Raw genomic sequence first — 20,972 nt, 5'->3', positions numbered from 1 at the left:
CAAGTCGTCACACACGAGGAGAAACGCATCATGTCGACCCTGTTGCGCATTGCCCGGGCTGCCTGCGCCGCCAGCCTGATCCTGACCTGCGCCGGCGCGCACGCGCAGGACTGGACGCTGGTGCTGTCCTGGAAGCTTGGCGAGTGCGTCGGCGGCGATGGCGCCCAGACGTGCACGCCGGGCCAGTCGCCGTCCGCGCGCCAGGCCGCGGACGGCACGCCGATCTGGATCACGGCGATCGGCCTGTACACGCCGCGGCGCGACTGCGACACGACGCCGGTGCCGGCCGGCACGCTGTCCGACGATGCCGCGCCGTATATCGCGCCGGCGAGCGCCGACGCCTTCCAGCAGCACTGGAACCGCTATGGGAGCTGCACGGGATACGCGCCTGCCGGTTATGCCGCCGAGCTTGCGGCAATGGCGCGTGCGGTCGGCCTCACGAATCTCGGCCGCTACCTGGGGGAGCACGACAACAAGGTGGTGCGGCTCGACGAGCTGAAGAACGCGCAACTGCACGATTTCTTCCTCGGCGCGGACAAGTCCGTGCAGTTCCTGTGCACGCCCGAAGGACGGCTCGCGGAGGTGCGCTACCGGCTGCGCGACTGGTCCGACGTGTTCGTGTATCGCGACAAGGGCGGCATGCTCGTCGTGGCGCCGGGCGGCAATTGCGGCGACGAAGTGCGGCTGTAGCGCACGTTGCCGGCCGACACCCTGGAGACTCGCCATGCGAACGCATCGCTCGTGGTTCCGGACAGCACCGGACGCACCGCCCGAAGCGGACGGCGCTGACGCGGCCGCGTCGAAGCGCGATCTGGTCGGGCAGTTGCAGACCGAATGTAATGCGATGGCGCGCTACGCGCTGCAGCACGGGATTGCCGTCGCTCCCGACCTGATCGCGCAATTGTCGATGCTGATGGCCGCGGTGTCGCATACCACGGCGGGCACCGCCGCGTACGACGCGTCGTCGGTGCACGGCGCATCGTACGCGCTTGCCGCGATTCATCGCCGGCTTGCCGTCGCGATCGCGCCGGCTACGCCGCAGGCCATCACGCTGCTCGACCGCGAACTGCGCGTCCGCTCGCGCTTCGCGTGGCTCGGACCCGTGCCGCTGATTCGCGCGCTGACGCTTTCCGCCGCGACGTTCCTGGTCGCCGTGATCGCGACGTCGCTGTCGCCGGAAGTGTCGGTCGCGAACATCGATCAGGGGTTTCTCGATTCGCACGGTACCCGGCTGCTGTGGAATGCGCTGTTCCTGCTGTTCTGCGCGGGGCTCGGCGCGTCGTTTGCCACGCTGTTCCAGGCTCACCGCTACGTCGCGAATTCGACCTACGACCCGAAGTACGACGCGTCATACGGCGCGCGGCTGATTCTCGGCGTGATCGCCGGCCTGATCCTCGTCGAGTTGCTGCCGCCTCACCTGTACGACGGCGGCAGCATGCGCAGCTTCGGCAAGCCAGCGCTTGCGATGCTCGGCGGGTTTTCCGCGACGGCCGTGCATCGGCTGCTGCACCGGCTCGTCGAGACGCTCGAGACGCTCGTGCGCGGCGATACGGCGGCCGCCGCACAGGCGACCTTCGAAGCGCACCGCGCCCATGCGGCGACCGAGCGTGTGCAACGGCAAAGCGAACTCGCGGCGGATCTGCTCCGGCTTCAGCAATCGCTTGAAACGGGGATGCCGGCCGATGCGGTCAAGCAGCGGCTCGCCGAATTCACGCGCGCGATGCTGTCGGCGGATATGCCGCAGGCAGGGCGTCGCGACGGCGCAAACGCAATCGGGGAATGACCATGCTCTTTCTCTACAACTGGCCATCGTGGCTGATGGGGGCCTTCGTCGTGATCGCGACCGTCGCGGCGGCGCTCGGCGGCTACGCGCTGTTCCGTCGCATCCTGCCCGTCGACCTGCTGCCGGAGCAGCGGGCGATGGCGATCACGATGGTGTCGGTCATCACGACGATCAACTCGTTGCTCGTCGCGTTTTCGGCGATCAGCGTGTGGGACGCCTACAACGGCGCGGAGCGTACGGTCGAGGCCGAAGCGACCGCGGCCGGCGAACTGTCGCGCGATCTCGCCGCGTTCGGCGACCCGGTCGCGGATGCCGCATCGGGCGCGCTGCGTGCCTATCTCGACGGTGTCGTCCGTTACGAGTGGCCGAAGATGCAGCAGCAGGCGAGTGGCGATGCGCAGGCGGCGGCCCGCTTCGATCGCCTGTTCGACATGGCCAACCGGATCGAGCCGCGCAGCGAGCGGCAGCGCGTGCTGCTCGGCGAGGTGCTCGCGCGGATGAACGAGATGGCGAAGCATCGCGAACAGCGCCTGCTAACGCTCGACGTCGCGATGCCGGCCACGCTGTGGGGCGTGGTGGTGCTCGCGAGCGTCGTGTCGTTTCTGCTTCTCTACATCCTCCCGGGCACACGCTTCAACATCGCGCTCGTCACGAGCTGGGCGCTCACGCTCGGCCTCGCGTTCTTCTTCGTGCTGGCCGTCGACCGTCCGTTCGCGGGCGAAGTCAGCGTCAAGCCGGAGCCGCTGCGCGTGATCGTTGCTGCGATGGACGCGCAATCGCGGCGCCGCGCGTCGGCTGCATCGCGCGACACGCCAGCGTCGCCGCGCCATTCGCTTGGGACGCTCATCGACGATGGAGCCGCGGCGACTGTCCCGACCGATTCATCACCGCCGGGCGCACTCGCGACCGTCCCGCCCGCCCATGCGCCGCAAGGAGAACACGATGACACTCGATGAATTCCGGGCCGCCGCCTCGATATCCGGCGCGCTCGCGCAACGCTGGCATCCGGCGCTTGCCGCCGCGATGGCCGAGTTCGGCATTTCGACCTCCGCACGCATTGCGGCGTTCGTCGCGCAAACGGGCCACGAGACGCTCGGCTTCACGCTCACGCGCGAGCTGTGGGGACCGACTCCCGCGCAGCTCGCCTATGAGCCGCCTTCGCGCAAGGCTGCGGCGCTCGGCAACGTTCAGCCGGGCGACGGCCGGCGCTTCCTCGGCCGCGGGCTCATTCAGATCACGGGGCGTGCGAACTATCGCGAATGCGGCAACGCACTCGGCGCCGATCTCGAGCGCGAGCCGGAGCGCCTCGAACACGAGCCGCTGGCCGCGCGCTCGGCAGCCTGGTGGTGGGCGCGGCACGGCTGCAATGCGATCGCCGATTCCGGCGATTTCGCGTTGCTGACGAGACGCATCAACGGCGGTGTCAACGGACTCGAAGACCGGATGCGCCGATGGGCGATCGCGAAGAAGGTGCTGTGCCTGTGAGCGTGCGGCATGGAGTGAAGACTGACCAACCAACGGAGGGCAATATCATGAACACGCGAATCTGGGGTGAATTCGTCTCGAAACGGGGTGCGCTGATTGCGATCGCGATCGTGGCCGGCACCATGCCAGGGTACGCATCGGCGGAAATCAAATGCCAGTCTGTCGATTTTAAAGTGGGGCGCGCGTTGAACTCGACGTGGGGGAAACAACTGCATCATCTGCAAAGCAGAGGCGGTGTCGACAATACGGTCAACTCGCTGTGCAGACCCAACTGGGTTCATGCCGACGATTACTGGCTGTATGGCAACTATTATCCGCTCCACGGCGGCAAAACGAGGATGCGGGGCGACGACGCGCGCCAGTTCGTCGGGTCGAATCGGCAGCAGCCCGAACTGAGCCGATATCTTTGCAAGGACACTGGCGAGAACGGCACGATACCGTTCAAGAAGGCGACGTCGGTTGGCGTATTCGCTTACGAAACCCGCGACACGGACGAGTCACAGAGGAAGGCAACCGACATCGCGAGGCAAGTCGAATTGCACGTGCTGTGTGTAGCGCCGGACAAGCGCGGCAAAGGGAGGGGTGTTGAAATCCTCAATGAGGCCGTGCGGCACATGACCGAGGGCATCGGTGACGACAAGAAGGTTCGCATCCAGCTGACCTCGCACACGAAGGCGCAGCGTTTCTACGACAAGCTCGACATGACGTGCCGCGCGGAAACAACGGTTGGCGGCAACGCGCACATCTACGAGCGCACGCTCGGGCACAGAGAGCGTATCGAGACGCGTAGCCCGATCTATTACAGGAACTGGAGAAATGGTGAATGCAAACGAGTGACGTTCGGCTGCGGCAATCGAAGCGACTATGAAGATCTGAAAAAACAGGCGTTCGACTCCGACGAGCGTTACGACGAGGCGGTCGGGCATGGCTACGACAAAGAGGTATTCTTCATTGGCGACTGGGCGGGCAACCACGGATGCGATGCCAAATCGAATACGATTCCGTATGGCGAGGTGAGCGAGAAACTGGGCGAGGGCGGCCAATGACGGGCCGGATGCGGCTGCCTTGCCGAGCGGCATGTCGCATTCGGCAAGCAGCCGCCCGCATCGGGTACCGTCACGCAACCGCCGGCATCGTGTTGCGCGATCCGAACTGTACCGCGCGGTCGGGATCGGAAAATCTTGATCGGGAAAAGCACTAGACGTTTGCGAATTTTGTCCGGGCTATAGTGGAATCACTGAAGGTAGACGCGGCGTCCCTTGCCGATACCGTTCAGGTAACGACTGTAGACGGGTGCTGTATGAAAAATAAAATCGAAAGGACCGCCGGACCGATCTGGGGCGTGGCTGCAGGATTGCTGCTTGCTGCCGCAGGATTGAGTCTCGGCATTTTCCCGGCGTCCCTGCAAAGCTCGGGCAGCGCGAACGACTTCATGGCGTCCGGTATTGCGATGCTGGGCATTTTCGTGGTCGTCTATTCCACGCACGAGTTGCGAAGAAGGCGTTTGCACTGAGCGCTCACGCGCCGCCGATCCACGCAGGGCGACCCGGGCCGGCCGCCGGCTCACGAGTGCGCTCGTCCGAAGCGCGCTACGCCTTGCTGATTTCGTGTTGGTAAACGAGTTCGACGATTCGCTTCGTCGGAATGCTGGCGCGCAATCCGTCGACGCCGTCGATCGGAAACCACTTGCATTTCTCGATCTCGTTGTTCGCTTGCGGCGTCTGGTCCGGGCCGACTTCCGCGAAGAACACGTGATGGATCTTGGCGAGCCCGGTGAACTGCATCGAGTAGACGAGATTCTGGCCGGTCATGCCGGTTTCTTCGGATAACTCGCGATGTGCGGCTTCGAGCGGCGTTTCCCCGCGCTTGATCGTGCCGCCGGGAAGCGCCCAGCGCGACGCCGCGCGGGCGACAAGCAGTACTTGTTTGCCGCGGTAGCAGACGACGGTCGCGCGTTCCTTGACCGGGACGGCGCTCGTTTCGGGGGCGTTGGTGGGTGCGGGGGCTTGGGGCATGGCGTGATTCTAACCAGCACACATGGATCGGCCAAGGCGGCCCGACCGGGTTTGACCTTTGATTGCCGCCGACACGTGGCCGCTGGCCCCGAGACACGTCGAAAGTGCAGGGCGATGCGCCGATCGCGTTGCCTGCACCGGGAGCCGCAGGAGCCGCGAGTGCCAACCGACACGACGCCCGGCGCGGCCCGTCAGGCACCCCGCGCATCGTGCGGTTCATCCGGTTACTTCTTTTCCGGCAGGAACCAGTTCATCACGAGCGCGCAGATGCCGCCCGTCGCTACACCCGATTCCAGCACGTTCTTCAGCGCGTGCGGCAGGCTGTTCAGGATGTCCGGCACCTGCGACACGCCGAGGCCGAGCGCGAGCGACACCGCGATGATCAGCAGCGCGCGGCGATCGAGATGGACGCCCGCGAGGATGTTGATGCCCGACGCGGCCACCGCGCCGAACATCACCATCGCCGCGCCGCCGAGCACGGGCTCCGGCACGGCCTGCAGCACGCCGGCGACGACCGGGAACAGGCCGAGCACCACGAGCATCCCCGCGATCCAGACACCGACGTAGCGGCTGGCGACGCCGGTGATCTGGATCACGCCGTTGTTCTGCGCGAACACGGAGCTCGGGAACGTATTGAACACGCCGGCCAGCAGCGAGTTCGCGCCGTTGACGAGCACGCCGCCCTTGATCCGTTGCATCCACACCGGGCCCTCGACCGGCTCGTTCGAGATCTTGCTGGTGGCCGTGACGTCGCCGATCGCTTCGAGCGACGTGACGAGGTAGATGATCAGCATCGGCACGAACAGCGACCACGAGAAGCCGATGCCGAAGTGCAGCGGCGTCGGCACCTGGAACAGCGCGGCCTGGTGCATGCCGGTGAAGTCGAGGCGGCCGAGGAACGCGGCCGCGAGATAGCCGATGACGAGCGCGATGACGAGCGCGGTGCTGCGCACCCACACCACCGGCACGCGGTTCAGCAGGATGATCGTGCCGAGCACGAGGCCGGACAGCGTCAGGTTCTCCGCGCTCGCGAACGTGCCCTTGGCCATCGCGCCGAAGCCGCCGCCCATGCTGATGAGGCCGACCTTGATCAGCGTGAGGCCGATCAGCAGCACGACGATGCCGGTGACGAGCGGTGTGATCAGGCGCTTCACGAACGGCAGGATGCGCGACACGCCCATCTCGACGAACGACCCGGCAATCACGACGCCGAAGATCGCGGCCATCACGGTCTCGACCGGCGTGCCTTGCTTGACCATCAGGCTGCCGCCGGCGATCAGCGGTCCGACGAAGTTGAAGCTCGTGCCCTGGACGATCAGCAGGCCGGCGCCCAGCGGGCCGAAGCGCTTGCACTGGACGAAGGTGGCGATGCCGGAAATCACCAGCGACATCGACACGATCAGGGTCGTATCGCGGCTGGACACGCCGAGTGCCTGGCAGATCAGCAGGCCGGGCGTGACGATCGGCACGATGATCGCCAGCAGGTGCTGCAGCGCGGCGACGAAGGCGACCATCGGCGCCGGCCGGTCGTTCGGGCCGTAGACGAGGTCGCGTGCGGAATCTGCGGCGTCGGCGCCGTGGGCGGCGGGTTGGGCGGAGGTGGCGGGTTGCATGGCGAGCGGGCCGGACAAGGTGGAAAGTGCGGCATTTTAGCCGAACGGCCCGTCTGCGCCGCCGGGGCGCGCTGCAATCGCGGGGATGCGACGGATCGGGAAAACGGTGGCGGATCGGCGTCGGGGCCGGCCGTGATCGCGGCGCCCGTCGGTCAGCGGGCCTGCCGCGATGCGGGCGCGGTCGGGGTGGGCCTCGCGGCCGCGGCCGCCGCGCAGGCGAAAGGCGCCGGCGTCACGCTGGTCGGCCGGACCCGCGCGAAGCTCGAGTCTGCCGCACAGGCCATTGGCGGCGCGCGCATCGCGGTGGCCGACATCGCCGACCGGCACGCGGTGCAGGCCGTCTTCGACACGATCGCGCGCGTCGATCACCTGGTCGTCGCGCCCGGCTTCGTCGCGACGCCGCTGTATGACGCGTTCGGCCCGGAAGCTCGCGATACGATCCTTTCGGGCGCGGCTTCGGCACTGCCCGGCGGCCGTGTCGGGCGCGCCGATGAAGTGGGGGAAGCGATCGCATTCCTGCTGGGCAACGGCTTCATGAACGGCGAGATCCTGCACATCGACGGCGGTGGCCGGCTCGTTTGAGCTGCGCGTCAGCCTGTCGCGCGTGTGCCGGTGCGGCGCGCCGGCGGGCGCGGCGCGTGGGCATCCGGATACGCGCGCTGGCAGACGGCGATGACCGCATCGCGCAGGCAACGGTGGACCGGATCGCCGTGCATGCGCGGATGCCATAGCGCGGACACGAGAATCCCGGGCAGGCGCACCGGGATCTCGAAGCTGCGCAGCCCGAGCGCCTCCGTGAGCCCCGGCGAGAACGCGTTGCCGAGGCTCGAGCGCGGCACGAGCGCGATCAGGTCGGTGCTGGCCGCGACCCGCATCGCATCGGGGTAGCCCGGGACGACGACGTGCACGGTGTGGCCTGAACCGGCCGTGTCGGTCGAGTGGTCGGCCGGCCCGCCGAAATCGCCGAGCTGCGACGCGATCACGTGACGGCAGGCCGCATAGCGCGCGGGCGTGATCCTGCCCGATGCGAACAGCGGATGCCCGGCGCGTGCCACCGCGACGTGCCAGTCGTGAAACAGCATGCGCGTGTGCAGTTCGGGGGCGTCGCCGCCGCGTTTGCCGATTTCCAGGTCGACGGTGCCGTCGCGCAGCGCTTGCGGATCGCGGTCGGGCTTCGGGACGAAGCGGATGCGCACCTGCGGCGCGACTTCGCCGAGTGCGGCGACCACCGGGCCGGACAGCATTTCCATGAACGATGCGGCCGCGCGGAGGGTGAACGTGGCCGCGTGCGTCGCCATGTCCACGTCGGCCGTCGCCGGCCGCAGCACCGCGCGCGCATCGCTCGCGACCGCGTGCACGCGGTCGCGCAACGCGGCTGCGTGCGGCGTCGGCACGAGCGCGCGCCCGGCGCGCACGAGCAACCGATCGCCGGTGGATATCCGCAGCCGCGTGAGCGTGCGGCTCATCGCGGACGTGCTCAGGCCAAGCCGGCGCGCGGCGCCGGTCACGCTGCCTTCCGACAGCAGCACGTCGAGCGCGGTGACGAGGTTCAGGTCGATGTCTTCCATGGCGACAGGATACGCTTTCGCGCGGTTTGACATGGCGTTCGATGCAACTATCGATTGAATCCAGTGCGTCTGGTGCCTGTTTCGATGCCCGCCTATAGTGGGCGCATGACGAAACCGGCAAAGGCGGAAACCATGCAATCGACCGTATCGAACCCAAACCGGCCCGCGATCCTGCTCGTCGCGGCCTCGCGCGGCCTCGGGCTCGCGATGGCGGAGGCGTTCCTGGAAAAAGGCTGGCACGTAACGGGCACCGTGCGCGCTGGATCGGGGCGCACGAAACTGCACGACCTCGCCGACCGCTTCGACGGCCGGCTCGACATCGAGACGCTCGATATCTGCGAGCCGGCGCAACTGGCCGCGCTGCGCGAGCGGCTGTCGGGCCGGCGCTTCGACATGCTGTTCGTGAATGCGGGAACGACGAACGAGCCAACCGAAACGATCGGCGAAGTGACGACCGATGAATTCGTGCGCGTGATGATCACGAATGCGCTGGCGCCGATGCGCGTGATCGAGACGCTGCAGGATCTCGTGCCTGCGGACGGGCTGATCGGCGCGATGTCGTCGGGGCAGGGCAGCGTGGCGAACAACGTCAGCGGCATGCGCGAGGTCTATCGCGGCAGCAAGGCCGCGCTGAACCAGTTCATGCGCAGCTTCGCGGCACGCCAGGCCGAGACGCGGCGCGCGATGGCGCTGATGGCGCCCGGCTGGGTCCGCACGGAACTGGGCGGGCCCGATGCGCGCCTGACGATCGAGGAAAGCGTACCGAGTCTCGTCGATGTGCTGATCGCAAAGCGTGGGCGCCCGGGGCTCGAATATCTCGACTATCTGGGGCGGACGGTGCCGTGGTAGTGGGCGCGTCGGCGCACCGCACAGGTAGCGGCCAATTGCGTTCCGCCGTGCCGTGAACGTGGCGCGGTGGCAGCACTGCGAAGGCCGCGCCGATTCAATACAATGCGACGATCGGCCAGTGACACGGCGTTGCGCCGTCGCGTTCGAATCCCTCCGGTTCGCCGCGCATTGCGTGCGTCCCCGTCACGACTGCCGCCAGTCGAACACGGAGCGCAACATGAACGAACCCTACCTGCAGGTCATCGCGCATTTCTACGCAAAACCCGGCAACGGCGATCGCGTGATCGAATTGCTCGCCGAGCTTGCGCCCGCGACGCGCGCCGAGCCGAAGAATATCGACTACGCGTATTTCCGGTCGCCGGAGGACCCGGACCACATCGTGATCCTCGAACGCTACAGCGAAGAGGACGGCCTCGACGTGCATCGGGAAACGCCGCATTTCCAGCGGATCGGGATCGGCGCGATCATTCCGTTGCTCGATCGCCGCGACGTGTCGCGCTACATGGTGCAGCCGGACACCGGCACGGCGACGCCACCGGGAGGCACCCGATGAACCCGTTTCAATTCCGTACCGTTCCGACGCAGGTCGTCGAATGCGGCGCCGCGCGCCGGCTCGGCGCGTTGTTGCGCGAACGCTTTCCGGCGCTCGTGCGGCTGTGCGTCGTCACCGACGCGTTCCTGCATCGCAGCGGCGTGCTCGCGCCTGCGCTGGAGAGCCTCGCCGCGCACGGCTGGCAGGTCACCGTGATCGACGACGTGATCGCCGATCCGCCCGAGCACGTGGTGCTGGAAGCGACCGACCGGGCCGTCGCGGCCGATGCCGAGATCGTGCTCGGCCTGGGCGGCGGATCGTCGATGGACGTCGCGAAGCTGATCGCGGTGCTCGCGCCGGGGCAGCAGGCGCTGGCCGACATGTACGGCGTCGACAAGGTCACGAGCGCGCGGCTGCCGCTCGTGCAGATGCCGACGACGGCCGGCACGGGTTCCGAAGTGACGGCCGTGTCGATCGTCACGGTCGGCGAAGCGCGCAAGATGGGGGTCGTGTCGCCACACCTGTTCGCGGATGTCGCGATCCTCGATGCCGAACTGACGCTCGGCCTGCCGCGCGCGGCGACGGCCGCGACGGGCATCGACGCGATGGTGCATGCGATCGAGGCCTACACGTCCGCGCGGCTGAAGAACCCGGTGTCCGACATGCTGGCCGTGCACGCGCTGACGCTGCTGTCGCGCAACCTGCTCGCGGCATGCGACGACGGCCAAAACCGCGATGCGCGCGAGGCAATGCTGGTTGGCGCGATGTTCGCAGGGCAGGCGTTCGCGAATGCGCCGGTCGCGGCCGTGCATGCGCTCGCCTATCCGGTCGGCGGGATCTTCCATGTACCGCACGGGCTGTCGAATGCGCTCGTGCTGCCGCACGTGCTGCGTTTCAACGCGCCGGCTGCCGCACCGCTGTATGCGGAACTCGCGGCGATCGTCGCGCCGTCGGCGACGGGCAGCGACGAAGCGCGCACGCACGCGCTGATTGCCGAGATCGACCGGCTGATCGTCGCGACGGGGATCCCGCGCACGCTGCGCGAGGTCGGTATCGGGGAGGGCGACCTGCCGAGGATGGCGTCGGACGCGATGCTGCAGACGCGCCTGCTCGTGAACAATCCGCGCGAGGTGACGGAGGCCGACGCGCTGGCGATCTACCGGCAGGCGTGGTGACGCGGCGGCGCTTCGACGGCAGGCAGGCGGCGGCGCGCTGTCGTTTGCATGCCGCACCGCGTTACTTCAGGTCGCGATCCTTGCAGGTCGGCTCGAGGTCGCCGTCGAAGTATTGATAGAGATGCACGAGCAACTTGCCGTTGCCGACCTTGCGCCCGAGATAATGCGTGCCTTCCGTCGATGTGCAGGTCGAGAACGCGAGGGGCAGGCCGCCGTCGAGTACGGCTTCCGGGCGGGCACCCTGCCGCACGAAGCGAGCCGCGCCGACGACGCCGAAGCCGCTCGTGTCCGCCGGCACGGACTTCGGCATCGAGAGTGCATACGCGGCGATCGTCCGGCCCTCGTGCCGGTCGTCGTGCAGGTTGTCGACGATCTGATTGGCCGGCTTGCTCGCAGGCCCGGTGATCGTGGCGCAGCAGTGCGCGATGCCCTTGTCGTCGTCGGGCAGGATCTGCAGCGACGTGCCTGCCGCCAGATGCGTGTTCGGCGTGTAGTAGACGCCGAACGCGACGACGCCGACCTGTTGCGCTTGTGACGCAACGGAGACGGAGACGGAGAGGGCGGCGGCGGCGAGCAGCGGACGGAGCGGACGGATGGGCATGATGGCGGCGATGATACACGCCGGCCGCGAGGCCGGCGAGGAGCGGCCGCATCGGCTCATTCACGATGCGCAGGCCGTTTGCCGCACGGGCCACGCCGCCCCGGCCGGGTTACGCGCGTGACGCGTCGGTGCCGGTTGCCGCCGTTATCGGGCAGGGTGGGCCAGCAGCGGCGGGATGTCCTGTTTCAGCAGCTCGACGACGGCCCGCACGCGCGGCGGCAGCGGCCGCTGCGCGTGCACGAGCACATGGAGCGCGAAGTCGGGAATCACGTACCGCGGCAGGAGTTCGACGAGCGTGCCGGCCGCGAGCGCATCGGCGCAGGCCGGGTGCTGGACCACGCCGATGCCGCCGCCGGCCACGATCGTGTCGAACATCGGGCGCCAGTGGCTCGTGGTCATGATCGTGCGGATGCGCGCGTATTCGAGCGGGTCGCCGTCGCGCTGCAGCGGCAGCCGTTCGCTGGCGAAGACGCCTTTCACGCGGATGAACGGATGGTTCGCAAGATCGGCCGCCGTGTCGATCGGGGCGTGCCGCTCGAGATACGACGGCGCGGCGACGAGCCGGCGGCCGACCGTGCCGACCGGATGCGCGACGAACCCGCCGTCGCCGAGCTGTCCGACGCGGATCGAGATATCGACGCCTTCCGTGACCGGATCGACGATGTCGTCGTTCAAGACCAGATCGACGTGCAAGTTCGGATACGCGGTGCGGACATGCATCAGCACGCCCGGCAGCACGATCTCGCCGAAGCACTGCGGCGCCGCGAGCCGGATCGTGCCGTCGAGCGCGTTCTCCGTCTTCGAGACCGATGCGACCGCATCGTCGGCCGCTTCGAGCAGCGCCTTGCTGCGTTCGTAGAAGATCCGGCCTTCTTCCGTGCAGGTGAGGGTGCGCGCACTGCGCAACAGGAGCCGTGTGCCGAGATGCTTCTCGAGTCGCTCGATGCGCTCGCTGACGGCCGGCTGGCCCATGTCGAGATCCCGCGCCGCGCCGGACATCGTGCCGCGCTCGACGACCCTGACGTAGATGCGCATCGTCGCCAGCAAATCCATGAAGTCGCGCCCCTTGTCCGGTTCCGGTTGATGCCGATCGACGGATGGTATCAAAGCAACCCAACCCGAAGGTGCGCGATGAACCAATAATGACCATCGGATGCCGAAGCCGCGTGTGTTCGCCGATGCGATGGGTGACAATTCGCTTCCGTGCGATCGACTGGAGACGACGACATGACGCAACAGGATGAAGCAGTGCGCACGCGCTGCGTCGCATGGCAGATCGTGCAGACATGGCAGGCGGCCGAATGGTGCCGGCTCGTCGAGTCGAGAACGGGAATCGATCTGTCGGGTTCGGTGTCGGGTGCGATCGACGGCTCGCCGTTTCGCATCGATTACGCGATCGCATGCGGCGCCGACTGGCTCACGCGCTCGGCACGCATCATGCAATGGGGCGGCACGCAGCCGCCGCGTCAGTGGGATATCGCGTGCGACGCGGGACGATGGACGATCGATGGCGTCGCCGTACCGGCGCTCGCGGGCGCAACCGATATCGATCTCGGTTTCAGCCCGTCGACGAATACGCTGCCGATCCGCCGGCTTGGCCTGGCCGTCGGCGAAGCGGCCGTGATCCATACCGCGTGGCTGCGCTTTCCGGATTTCGAGTTCGTGCGCGGCGAGCAGCGGTATACGCGCAAGGCGGAACACATGTACCGCTACGAAAGCGGCACGTATGCGGCCGATATCGCGACCGACGAAGCGGGCCTCGTCACCGACTACGACGAATGGCGGCGCATCGGCGCGGCACCCGTACGGTGATTCACGCGTCCCGCGCCGCGCGTCGGCGGCAACAGTGCGTCAGCGCGCGCTGGCTACCGACAATTTGCCCGGAATCAGCTTCAGCGTGCTGAACGTGTCGGCGATGTTCTGCTGATACGCGAGCGTCGTGTCGCTGATCGGCTGCACGCCGTAGCCGGCACGCTTGAGCGCGACTTCGAGCGTCGGCGCGTCGAGGCCGACGAGCGGCGACAGCTGCGTGGCGACTTCCGGCACATGGTCGCGCGCCCAGCGGTCGACCGCGTCGACTTCGTCGAGCAGCGCGCGCAGCACCTGCGGGTGAGCGGCCGCATATTTGCGCGCGGCGAGGTAGTACTGCGTATTGCGCACGAGCCCTTCGCCGTTCGCGATCACGCGCGCGCCGATCTGCCGCTCGGCGGCGGCCAGATACGGATCCCAGATCACCCACGCATCGACGCTGCGCTGCACGAACGCGGCGCGCGCGTCGGCGGGCGTCAGGTAGATCGGCTGGATGTCGGCATACGTGAGGCCCGCATGTTCGAGCGCTTTCACGAGCAGGAAGTGGACGTTCGAACCCTTGTTGAACGCGACTTTCTTGCCGCGCAGCTGCGCGACGTTGCGGATCGGCGAATCGGGCAGCACGACGATCGCCTCGCCCTGCGGCGCGGGCGGCTCGTTGCCGATGTAGACGAAATCGACGCCGCCCGCCTGCGCGAAGATCGGTGGCGTCTCGCCGACCGTGCCGACGTCGATCGCGCCGGCGTTCAGGCCCTCGAGCAGCTGCGGGCCGGCTGGAAATTCGAGCCATTGCACGGTGACGCCCTGGCTCGCGAGCCGCTTCTCCAGCGTGCCGCGCGCCTTGAGCACGACGAAGTTGCCGTATTTCTGGAAGCCGATGCGCAACCGCGTGCCGCTGTCCTGCGCGTGCGCGGGCAGGCCCGCGAGCGGGCCGAGCGCGAGCCCGGCCAGCCCGGCGGCCGCGCCTTGCAGCCACTGGCGGCGATGCGGGTTCGCCGGTGTCGGTTCAACGTCTGCGTGCGGTGTGTCGTTCATCGAGGCGTCCTGCGTGCGGGTTCACGGGCCGCGCGCGAAAGGCGGCGCGGTCGGCGCAAGGCGGGGCCCGATGCGGGCGATGCGCGCCACGGGCCGGCCCGCGCCGGAGTCAGGACGATACGGCCGTGCGGGCCGGCCGCCAACCAACGAATCCGCATATGCAAATCAGCGGGGGGCTTGGTGGCGTCGTTCGGGCGGGTGACGCGCACCGCAACCGGCCGGAACGCGCCGGAACGAGCCGGCACGGCGGACTGAGCGGACTGAAGGGACTGAGCGGGCGAAATCGCGGCCTCGCACGCGCGGCCGCCCGGCATTCGATGAACGGCCGCCGCCACGCTCAATCGGAGCCGGCCGGGCTTTCCTCGATCGAATCGACGCGATCCGGATAGAACGCGAGATGCCCGCGGATCGCATCGACGGCCGGATACGGCGCCTCGTAGGTCCAGACGGCATTGACCGCGCGCTCGCCGCCGGCCGGAATCGAGTAATAGGCGGCGTCGCCCTTGTACGGACAGTATGTTGCGTGATTGGTGCGTTGCAGCAGTGTCAGGTCGGCATCCTCGCGCGGGATGTAGAGCACCGCCGGGTAGGCGGCTTCACGCAGCGCCAGCGCGCGGCGCGTATCCGCGACGACCCTGCCGGCCGCCTTGACCACGACGCGCCGCGGGTGCAGTTCGACCGTGATCGGGTGATCGGGGCCCGGCGTCTTCACCGGGCGAGCAGACGTTTCGGAGCTGACGGGCATCGTGTGTCCTCCTGGAGTCGGCGGCGCGGTGGCGCCGGGCGGGTCCCGGCGCGCCCGTGCCGGCGTTGGCCAGCCGATACGATGCGCCATTTCGGGCGAGTCTGCAGGGGGCCGGAAGACGGCGGCGCGAGAAGGGCGCCCGGCGCTCACGTGGACGTTTTCATGCACGGGCAGCGAGATGCATCCACGACGATAAGCAACGCGAAATTAATTGGTAAGCGATCGGCGAGCGACGCGCGAAGATCGGCCGTCGTCAGTCGCATGACAGCCATCCCCGATCTCCGTCACCATGAAGAACGCTTTCGTTTCGCCCGCCGCGCGTCGTACGCGTGGCGTACCTCATGCCGTTGCTGCCCTGCGCGGCATCGCGGCGTCGCTGCTGCTCGCCGGCGCGGCCACGCAGGCGCTCGCCGCGCCGGCCGGCAAGACGCTCGTGTATTGCACCGAAGGCAGCCCGGCCGGCTTCGATCCGGGCCAGCACACGACGAGCACCGATTTCGACGCGAGCACGTACACGGTCTACAACGGGCTCGTGCAGTTCAAGCGCGGCACGCTCGATCTCGAACCGTCGCTCGCGACGAGCTGGGACGTGTCGCCGGACCAGCGCACGATCACGTTCCACCTGCGGCGCGGCGTGAAATTCCAGACGACCGCCTGGTTCACGCCGACGCGGCCGTTCCAGGCCGACGACGTCGTCTTCACGTTCCGCCGGATGCTCGACCCCGACGATCCGTTCCGCAAGGCCTACCCGGTCAGCTTCCCGTATTTCAGCGACCTCGGTTTCGACCGCAACGTCGAGCGTATCGACAAGGTCGACGACTACACGGTGCGCTTCGTGTTGAAGACGCCCGACGTCGTATTCGTGCGCAATCTCGCGATGGCGTTCGCGTCGATCCTGTCGGCCGAGTATGCGTCGCAGCTCGCGGCGCGCCATCGCGAGGCCGACATCAACCAGTTCCCGGTCGGCACCGGGCCGTTCCTGCTGCGCACGTACCAGAAGGACGCGCTGATCCGCTACGACGCGAATCCCGACTACTGGAAGCCGGACGACGTGAAGCTCTCGCGCCTCGTGTTCGCGATCACGCCCGATCCGGCCGCGCGCCTGCAGAAGCTGGTGGCCGGCGAATGCCAGGTATCGGTGTTCCCGCGGCCGGCCGATCTCGACACGGTGCGGCGCGACCCGAAGCTGACGTTGTTCTCGGGGATGGGCTTCAACGTCGGCTTCGTCGCGTACAACACGCAGCATGCGCCGCTCGATCGCGTCGACGTGCGGCGTGCGCTCGACATCGCGATCGACAAGTCGGCGATCGTGAAGGCCGTGTTCAACGGCGACGCGAAGATCGCGACGAACCCGATGCCGCCCACGCAATGGTCGTACAACCCGCGCCTGAAGGATGCGCCGCGCGATCCGGCGGCCGCGAAGGCGCTGCTTGCGCAGGCAGGCTTCCCGAACGGCTTCGACCTGACGCTTTGGGCGATGCCCGTGCAGCGCCCGTACAACCCGAATGCGCAGTTGATGGCGCAGCTGATCCAGCAGGACTGGGCGAAGATCGGCGTGCGCGCGAAGATCGTCAGCTACGAATGGGGCGAATACAACCGCCGCGCGAAGCACGACGGGCAGCACGACGCGATCCTGTACGGCTGGTCGGGCGACAACGGCGATCCCGACAACTGGCTCGGCACGCTGCTCGGTTGCGACGCGGTGCACGGCAGCAATCTGGCGAAGTGGTGCAATCAGGATTTCGAGAAGCTGGTGGACGCGGCACGTTCAAATTCGGACGTCGCGAAGCGCACGGCCTTGTACGAACAGGCGCAGGTCGTGTTCAAGGACCAGGTGCCGTTCACGCCGATCGCGACGTCGATCGTGTCGCTGCCGGTGTCCAAACGCGTGCACGGGCTGACATTCTCGCCGCTCGGCGGGCACCGCTTCGACGGGGTCTGGCTGGATTGACGGGAGGGCTGCGCGGACGTGCGGCCTGCGCTTTCGTCCGCGTGGTGTGACAGGAGCGGCCGGCGCGATGCAGTGCGCGCCGGCCGCCGTCAGTTCAGTTCAGTTCAGTTGAGCGCGACCGCCGCCGCGGCTTCGACCGGCGAGCCTTCGAGTGCGACCGACGGCCGGCCGTCGGGGCCGACCGGCACGTCGCCAGTGAGCGTCGTGCGATAGAGCTGGCGGTCGAAGTCGAGATCGAAGATGTCGACGGGCGCGAGGTGGGCGGTCGCGCGGTTGTCCCAGAACGCGATGCTGCGCGGTTCCCACTTGAAGCGGATGGTGAATTCCGGCCGCGTCACGTGTTCCCACAGCAGCTCGAGCAGTGACTGGCTCTCGCGCGGCGTCAGCCCGACGATCGATTTCAGGAAGCTCGGGCTCACGTACAGCGCGCGTTCGCCGGTCTCCGGATGCACGCGCACGAGCGGATGCTCGGTCACGAGCGGGCGGCGTTCGACCGCCTCGTCGAACGCGCCGGTCGCGCGCGCGCCGGCCGGCGGCGTGAAGCGATGAATGCCGCGCAGGCTGTCGACGAAGCCGCGCAAGGGCGCGGACAGCGTTTCGTACGCCCGCACGAGGTTCGTCCAGTGCGTGTCGCCGCCGTACGGCGGGATCGTCACGCCGCGCAGGATCGACGCCCACGGCGGGTTCACGGCGGCCGTCACGTCGGTGTGCCAGCCGGTCCACGGGCGGCGCACCGGTTCGCCTTCGAAGCGCGTCGCCTTGCGATGCTTCGCGATCGAATAGACGGCCGGATGCCCGTCGACGTGCCCGAACACCGGGTGGCCGACCGTCGGCTCGCCGAACTGCGCGGAGAACGCGACGTGCTGCTCGTGCGTGAGGAATTGCTCGCGGAAGAAGATGACGCGCCATTTCAGCAGCGCGGCACGGATCGCCGAGATCTGCGGCGTGGTCAACGGTTGCGTGAGATCGACGCCGCGTATTTCCGCGCCGATATGGGCGGACAGCGGGATCACGTCGACCGGCTGGGCGGCGGGTTCGAGTAGGGCGCTCATGCGACGCTCCTGGCGGAAGTGAACGGGGCGGAGGGCCGACATCGTTGCGCGTGCATGTGTCGGTCCGGTGGCGGGAAGTGCATGGTCGGTGTCCGGTGTGGAAACGCGGGGCAGGCACGGCGGCGCGCACGGCGCGCCGCCGCGGGACGCGGGCGCTATTGCGTTATTGCAGCGTCGCGCCCGGCCCCTTCAGCACGACGCTCTGGCGGCCGTCGATGCCGACCGGCACGTCGCCGTGCACGGTCGCGCGGCGCACGACACGGCGCGCATCGCCGTAGTCGTTGATCGCGTAGTGCTGCGTCGCGCGGTTGTCCCAGATCGCGACGTCGCCTTCCTGCCAGTTCCAGCGCACGGTGTTCTCGAGCCGCGTCACGTGTTCGTGGAACACCTGCAGCAAGTGTGCGGAATCCTGCGCCGACAGCCCCTTGAGCCGCTGCACGAAATGCCCGAGCACGAGCGTGCGTTCGCCGGTTTCCGGATGGACGCGCACGACCGGGTGCTCGGTTTCGTAGACGGTCGACGTGAATACTTCGCGGTAGCGCTTCAGTTGCGTATCGTCGGCATGCACGTGCGTCGACGCGTAGTCGTACGCGTTGGTATGCAGCGCCCACAGCGTGTCGGCGAGCGCGCGCAGCGGGTCGGGCAGGTTCGCGTACGCGGCGGCCGTGTTGGCCCACACGGTATCGCCGCCGAACGGCGGAATCAGGACCGCGCGCAGGATCGAGATCTTCGGGTACGCGTCGACGAAGGTCACGTCGGTGTGCCACGAATTGGCGCGGGCGCCGTGCGCGGAATCGAGTTCGAGCAGGTGCGCGCTGCCGTCGACGGACGGCACGGTAGGATGCGCGACGGTATCGCCGAAGCGGCGTGCGAACGCCTCCTGCGCGGTGTCGTCGAGATGCTGCTGGCCACGGAAGAACAGCACCTTGTGGCGCAGCAGCGCGGCCTGGATCGCGTCGAACGTCGCGTCGTCGAGCGTGCCCGACAGCCGCACGCCGGCGATCTCGGCGCCGATCCGGCCGGCGACCTGGCGAAGCTGGAGCGGGGCGGCGGCCGTGCGCGGCGCGGCGTGCGAAGCATGCGAAGACGGGTGAGCGGCGTGCTGGACTTCGGACATCGGGAATCTCCTGGAGTCGGGTCGGTCGAGTCTCCATTCAAGCAGGGACCGTGCGCATTCGGAACCGATGAATCGTCACAACCTTAGCGTGTGCGCAGCGACGATCGATATGCGTCGTCGTGCTGAGCAAGCCGGCACGTCGTGCGTGCTACCACGCAAGCCGCCATTCACCGATCCGGTGCGGGCGCGGCGTGTCGATAGGCTTGCCGCCCGGGCGATCGCCGCCCGGCGGGTCGCTGTCGTCGAAATCGGCGAGCACGGTGTCGCGCAACCGCGCGAATGCCGGCGAATCGCGCCGGCGCGGGCGCGGCAACGCAACATCGACGATGCGTTCGATGCGGCCCGGGCGCGGCGCCATCGTCACGACGCGGTCGCCGAGATACACGGCTTCGTCGACGTCGTGCGTGACGAGGATCATCGTGATGCGTTCCTGTTCCCAGATGCGCAGCAGTTCGTTCTGCATCCGTGCGCGCGTCTGCGCGTCGAGCGCGCCGAACGGCTCGTCGAGCAGCAGCACGCGCGGGCGATTCACGAGGCCGCGCGCGATCGCGACGCGCTGCGCCATCCCGCCCGACAGCTGGTTCGGATATGCGTGCTCGAAGCTGTTCAGCCCGACGAGCGCGATGTGATCCGCGACCGCGCGCCGCTTCGCGGCCACGTCGAGCGGCGCGTTGCGCAGCGCGGCCTCGATGTTCTGCGCGACGGTCAGCCACGGGAACAGCCGGTGATCCTGGAACACGATCCCGCGCTGCAGCGACGTGTCGCGCACGCGTTCTGCGCCGGCACGGATCTCGCCCGTGTAGTCGGTGTCGAGCCCGGCGATCAGCCGCAGCAGTGTCGACTTGCCGCAACCGCTCGCGCCGACGATCGTCACGAATTCGCCGGCGCGCACGTGCAGCGACACATCGTCGAGCACGGCGAGCGCGGCGCCGCGTTGTGCGTAGTGCTTGCTCACGTGGAGGATGTCGAGCGAATCGGAGGCGAGGGTCGTCATGGCGGTGCGAAGAAGGGGGCGGAGAAGGAAAGGGCGATCAGCGCGGCAGGTCGCCGCGCCGGGCCAGCACCTTGCGCTCGATCGCACGCGCGATCGCGTTCAGGGCCCAGCCGGTCACGCCGACGACGATGATCCCGAACAGCACGAGATCCATCCGGAACTGCTCGCTGCCGTCGATCAGCGTGTTGCCGATCCCGCTGCCGGCGACCAGCAGGTATTCGGCGCCGAGCGTCGCGAGCCACGAATAGATCAGGCCGAGATACAGCCCGGTGAAGATCGACGGCAGTGCGGCCGGCAGGATCACGTAGCGGACGAGCTGGAGCCGCGAATAGCGCAGCGCGCGGGCGACGTCGACATACGCGCGCGGCACCGCGTGAATGCCGTCGCAGGTGTGTGCGGCGACGGGCAGCAGCGCGGCGAGCGACAGGAATACGACCTTCGCGACATCGCCGAGGCCGAACCATACGGAAATCAGCGGAATCCACGCGAACAGCGAGATCTGCTTGAACGTGTCGAAGCTCGGGCCGACCATCCGCGCCGCGATGCGCGACAGCCCGAGCGCGGCGCCGAGCAGCAGCCCGCCCGTCGCGCCCAGCGCGAACCCGCAGGCTTCGCGCGCGAGCGACGCGGACAGCGCGCGAGCGAGCG

At 68.1% G+C, this 20,972-nt stretch carries 23 protein-coding genes; 12 read left to right on the top strand and 11 right to left on the bottom strand.

Going from position 1 to position 20,972, the window contains the following annotated elements; all coding sequences use genetic code 11:
• Positions 1 to 30 precede the first annotated feature (30 nt).
• From G3N64_RS01715 to G3N64_RS01690, 6 genes are all read left to right on the top strand, one after another.
• Positions 31 to 690: a hypothetical protein gene (locus G3N64_RS01715; protein ID WP_205782050.1), complete on the top strand. Its 660-nt coding sequence runs from the start codon at positions 31 to 33 to the stop codon at positions 688 to 690.
• Positions 691 to 724: 34 nt separating this feature from the next.
• Positions 725 to 1,783: a hypothetical protein gene (locus tag G3N64_RS01710; RefSeq protein ID WP_241020722.1), complete on the top strand. Its 1,059-nt coding sequence runs from the start codon at positions 725 to 727 to the stop codon at positions 1,781 to 1,783.
• On the top strand, positions 1,780 to 2,739 hold the full coding sequence (locus G3N64_RS01705) for a DUF4239 domain-containing protein (RefSeq protein ID WP_241020721.1): 960 nt from the start codon (positions 1,780 to 1,782) through the stop codon (positions 2,737 to 2,739). Before G3N64_RS01710 ends, G3N64_RS01705 begins: the two co-directional genes overlap by 4 nt.
• Complete coding sequence (locus G3N64_RS01700; protein WP_205782049.1) at positions 2,726 to 3,268, top strand: glycoside hydrolase family 19 protein; 543 nt, start codon at positions 2,726 to 2,728, stop codon at positions 3,266 to 3,268. The genes G3N64_RS01705 and G3N64_RS01700 overlap by 14 nt, the downstream gene beginning before the upstream one ends.
• Positions 3,269 to 3,315: 47 nt before the next feature.
• Entirely contained in the window at positions 3,316 to 4,314 is a 999-nt protein-coding gene (locus G3N64_RS01695) for a GNAT family N-acetyltransferase (RefSeq protein ID WP_205782048.1), read from the top strand.
• 254 nt (positions 4,315 to 4,568) lie between these two features.
• Positions 4,569 to 4,781: a hypothetical protein gene (locus tag G3N64_RS01690; protein ID WP_205782047.1), complete on the top strand. Its 213-nt coding sequence runs from the start codon at positions 4,569 to 4,571 to the stop codon at positions 4,779 to 4,781.
• A 76-nt stretch (positions 4,782 to 4,857) separates the two neighbouring features.
• Here the strand turns inward: G3N64_RS01690 and G3N64_RS01685 are convergent, their stop codons facing one another.
• Positions 4,858 to 5,283, bottom strand: coding sequence for an NUDIX hydrolase (locus G3N64_RS01685; protein ID WP_205782046.1), 426 nt, complete (start codon positions 5,281 to 5,283; stop codon positions 4,858 to 4,860).
• Positions 5,284 to 5,507: 224 nt separating this feature from the next.
• Positions 5,508 to 6,896, bottom strand: coding sequence for a nucleobase:cation symporter-2 family protein (locus G3N64_RS01680; protein WP_205782045.1), 1,389 nt, complete (start codon positions 6,894 to 6,896; stop codon positions 5,508 to 5,510).
• On the opposite strand from G3N64_RS01680, the gene G3N64_RS01675 reads away from it, so the two are divergent.
• Positions 6,861 to 7,478, top strand: a complete 618-nt coding sequence (locus G3N64_RS01675) for an SDR family oxidoreductase (protein ID WP_346778794.1) — start codon at positions 6,861 to 6,863, stop codon at positions 7,476 to 7,478. The genes G3N64_RS01680 and G3N64_RS01675 overlap by 36 nt on opposite strands.
• Before the next feature lie 8 nt (positions 7,479 to 7,486).
• Here the strand turns inward: G3N64_RS01675 and G3N64_RS01670 are convergent, their stop codons facing one another.
• Positions 7,487 to 8,464, bottom strand: coding sequence for a LysR family transcriptional regulator (locus G3N64_RS01670; protein WP_205782043.1), 978 nt, complete (start codon positions 8,462 to 8,464; stop codon positions 7,487 to 7,489).
• A 132-nt stretch (positions 8,465 to 8,596) separates the two neighbouring features.
• Between G3N64_RS01670 and G3N64_RS01665 the strand changes: the two genes are divergently transcribed.
• From G3N64_RS01665 to G3N64_RS01655, 3 genes are all read left to right on the top strand, one after another.
• Complete coding sequence (locus tag G3N64_RS01665) at positions 8,597 to 9,313, top strand: SDR family oxidoreductase (RefSeq protein ID WP_205782042.1); 717 nt, start codon at positions 8,597 to 8,599, stop codon at positions 9,311 to 9,313.
• Positions 9,314 to 9,530: 217 nt separating this feature from the next.
• Positions 9,531 to 9,866 (top strand): putative quinol monooxygenase, encoded by a 336-nt coding sequence (locus G3N64_RS01660; protein WP_205782041.1) that lies wholly within the window; start codon positions 9,531 to 9,533, stop codon positions 9,864 to 9,866.
• Positions 9,863 to 11,020, top strand: a complete 1,158-nt coding sequence (locus tag G3N64_RS01655) for an iron-containing alcohol dehydrogenase (protein ID WP_205782040.1) — start codon at positions 9,863 to 9,865, stop codon at positions 11,018 to 11,020. Before G3N64_RS01660 ends, G3N64_RS01655 begins: the two co-directional genes overlap by 4 nt.
• A gap of 61 nt (positions 11,021 to 11,081) precedes the next feature.
• Here G3N64_RS01655 and G3N64_RS01650 read toward each other — a convergent pair whose 3' ends face one another.
• Together G3N64_RS01650 and G3N64_RS01645 are read right to left on the bottom strand one after the other, a co-directional pair.
• Positions 11,082 to 11,621, bottom strand: a complete 540-nt coding sequence (locus tag G3N64_RS01650) for a hypothetical protein (RefSeq protein WP_205782039.1) — start codon at positions 11,619 to 11,621, stop codon at positions 11,082 to 11,084.
• 144 nt (positions 11,622 to 11,765) lie between these two features.
• On the bottom strand, positions 11,766 to 12,674 hold the full coding sequence (locus G3N64_RS01645) for a LysR family transcriptional regulator (RefSeq protein WP_205782038.1): 909 nt from the start codon (positions 12,672 to 12,674) through the stop codon (positions 11,766 to 11,768).
• Positions 12,675 to 12,848: 174 nt separating this feature from the next.
• On the opposite strand from G3N64_RS01645, the gene G3N64_RS01640 reads away from it, so the two are divergent.
• The gene (locus tag G3N64_RS01640; RefSeq protein ID WP_205782037.1) at positions 12,849 to 13,433 is read left to right on the top strand and encodes a putative glycolipid-binding domain-containing protein; all 585 of its coding nucleotides are present in this window, start codon (positions 12,849 to 12,851) and stop codon (positions 13,431 to 13,433) included.
• A 39-nt stretch (positions 13,434 to 13,472) separates the two neighbouring features.
• Here G3N64_RS01640 and G3N64_RS01635 read toward each other — a convergent pair whose 3' ends face one another.
• Entirely contained in the window at positions 13,473 to 14,465 is a 993-nt protein-coding gene (locus G3N64_RS01635; protein ID WP_205782036.1) for a sulfonate ABC transporter substrate-binding protein, read from the bottom strand.
• 337 nt (positions 14,466 to 14,802) lie between these two features.
• Entirely contained in the window at positions 14,803 to 15,210 is a 408-nt protein-coding gene (locus G3N64_RS01630; protein ID WP_205782035.1) for a DUF427 domain-containing protein, read from the bottom strand.
• A 289-nt stretch (positions 15,211 to 15,499) separates the two neighbouring features.
• Between G3N64_RS01630 and G3N64_RS01625 the strand changes: the two genes are divergently transcribed.
• Complete coding sequence (locus G3N64_RS01625; protein WP_205782034.1) at positions 15,500 to 17,161, top strand: ABC transporter substrate-binding protein; 1,662 nt, start codon at positions 15,500 to 15,502, stop codon at positions 17,159 to 17,161.
• Between the two features lie 104 nt (positions 17,162 to 17,265).
• Here the strand turns inward: G3N64_RS01625 and G3N64_RS01620 are convergent, their stop codons facing one another.
• The 4 genes from G3N64_RS01620 to G3N64_RS01605 form a co-directional block, all read right to left on the bottom strand.
• Positions 17,266 to 18,213, bottom strand: coding sequence for a TauD/TfdA family dioxygenase (locus tag G3N64_RS01620; RefSeq protein ID WP_205782033.1), 948 nt, complete (start codon positions 18,211 to 18,213; stop codon positions 17,266 to 17,268).
• A 163-nt stretch (positions 18,214 to 18,376) separates the two neighbouring features.
• Entirely contained in the window at positions 18,377 to 19,330 is a 954-nt protein-coding gene (locus tag G3N64_RS01615; protein ID WP_205782032.1) for a TauD/TfdA family dioxygenase, read from the bottom strand.
• Between the two features lie 148 nt (positions 19,331 to 19,478).
• On the bottom strand, positions 19,479 to 20,324 hold the full coding sequence (locus G3N64_RS01610) for an ABC transporter ATP-binding protein (RefSeq protein ID WP_241020719.1): 846 nt from the start codon (positions 20,322 to 20,324) through the stop codon (positions 19,479 to 19,481).
• Between the two features lie 37 nt (positions 20,325 to 20,361).
• On the bottom strand, positions 20,362 to 20,972 hold a 611-nt coding region (locus tag G3N64_RS01605), incomplete at its 5' end, for an ABC transporter permease subunit (RefSeq protein ID WP_205782030.1).

The organism is Burkholderia sp. Ac-20344 (assembly GCF_017104975.1).
In the GTDB taxonomy this organism is placed as follows: Bacteria; Pseudomonadota; Gammaproteobacteria; order Burkholderiales; family Burkholderiaceae; genus Burkholderia.
Note: the sequence above shows the minus strand (reverse complement) of the source record. Positions and strands in the feature narration are given on the sequence as shown.

Coding starts and splice junctions, on each gene's coding strand:
- G3N64_RS01690 (WP_205782047.1), top strand. CDS start 4,569: ATGAAAAATAAAATCGAAAGGACCGCCGGACCGATCTGGGGCGTGGCT.
- G3N64_RS01685 (WP_205782046.1), bottom strand. CDS start 5,283: ATGCCCCAAGCCCCCGCACCCACCAACGCCCCCGAAACGAGCGCCGTC.
- G3N64_RS01615 (WP_205782032.1), bottom strand. CDS start 19,330: ATGTCCGAAGTCCAGCACGCCGCTCACCCGTCTTCGCATGCTTCGCAC.
- G3N64_RS01710 (WP_241020722.1), top strand. CDS start 725: ATGCGAACGCATCGCTCGTGGTTCCGGACAGCACCGGACGCACCGCCC.
- G3N64_RS01680 (WP_205782045.1), bottom strand. CDS start 6,896: ATGCAACCCGCCACCTCCGCCCAACCCGCCGCCCACGGCGCCGACGCC.
- G3N64_RS01630 (WP_205782035.1), bottom strand. CDS start 15,210: ATGCCCGTCAGCTCCGAAACGTCTGCTCGCCCGGTGAAGACGCCGGGC.
- G3N64_RS01665 (WP_205782042.1), top strand. CDS start 8,597: ATGCAATCGACCGTATCGAACCCAAACCGGCCCGCGATCCTGCTCGTC.
- G3N64_RS01715 (WP_205782050.1), top strand. CDS start 31: ATGTCGACCCTGTTGCGCATTGCCCGGGCTGCCTGCGCCGCCAGCCTG.
- G3N64_RS01655 (WP_205782040.1), top strand. CDS start 9,863: ATGAACCCGTTTCAATTCCGTACCGTTCCGACGCAGGTCGTCGAATGC.
- G3N64_RS01695 (WP_205782048.1), top strand. CDS start 3,316: ATGAACACGCGAATCTGGGGTGAATTCGTCTCGAAACGGGGTGCGCTG.
- G3N64_RS01625 (WP_205782034.1), top strand. CDS start 15,500: ATGAAGAACGCTTTCGTTTCGCCCGCCGCGCGTCGTACGCGTGGCGTA.
- G3N64_RS01650 (WP_205782039.1), bottom strand. CDS start 11,621: ATGCCCATCCGTCCGCTCCGTCCGCTGCTCGCCGCCGCCGCCCTCTCC.
- G3N64_RS01620 (WP_205782033.1), bottom strand. CDS start 18,213: ATGAGCGCCCTACTCGAACCCGCCGCCCAGCCGGTCGACGTGATCCCG.
- G3N64_RS01705 (WP_241020721.1), top strand. CDS start 1,780: ATGACCATGCTCTTTCTCTACAACTGGCCATCGTGGCTGATGGGGGCC.
- G3N64_RS01610 (WP_241020719.1), bottom strand. CDS start 20,324: ATGACGACCCTCGCCTCCGATTCGCTCGACATCCTCCACGTGAGCAAG.
- G3N64_RS01700 (WP_205782049.1), top strand. CDS start 2,726: ATGACACTCGATGAATTCCGGGCCGCCGCCTCGATATCCGGCGCGCTC.
- G3N64_RS01660 (WP_205782041.1), top strand. CDS start 9,531: ATGAACGAACCCTACCTGCAGGTCATCGCGCATTTCTACGCAAAACCC.
- G3N64_RS01670 (WP_205782043.1), bottom strand. CDS start 8,464: ATGGAAGACATCGACCTGAACCTCGTCACCGCGCTCGACGTGCTGCTG.
- G3N64_RS01635 (WP_205782036.1), bottom strand. CDS start 14,465: ATGAACGACACACCGCACGCAGACGTTGAACCGACACCGGCGAACCCG.
- G3N64_RS01640 (WP_205782037.1), top strand. CDS start 12,849: ATGACGCAACAGGATGAAGCAGTGCGCACGCGCTGCGTCGCATGGCAG.
- G3N64_RS01645 (WP_205782038.1), bottom strand. CDS start 12,674: ATGGATTTGCTGGCGACGATGCGCATCTACGTCAGGGTCGTCGAGCGC.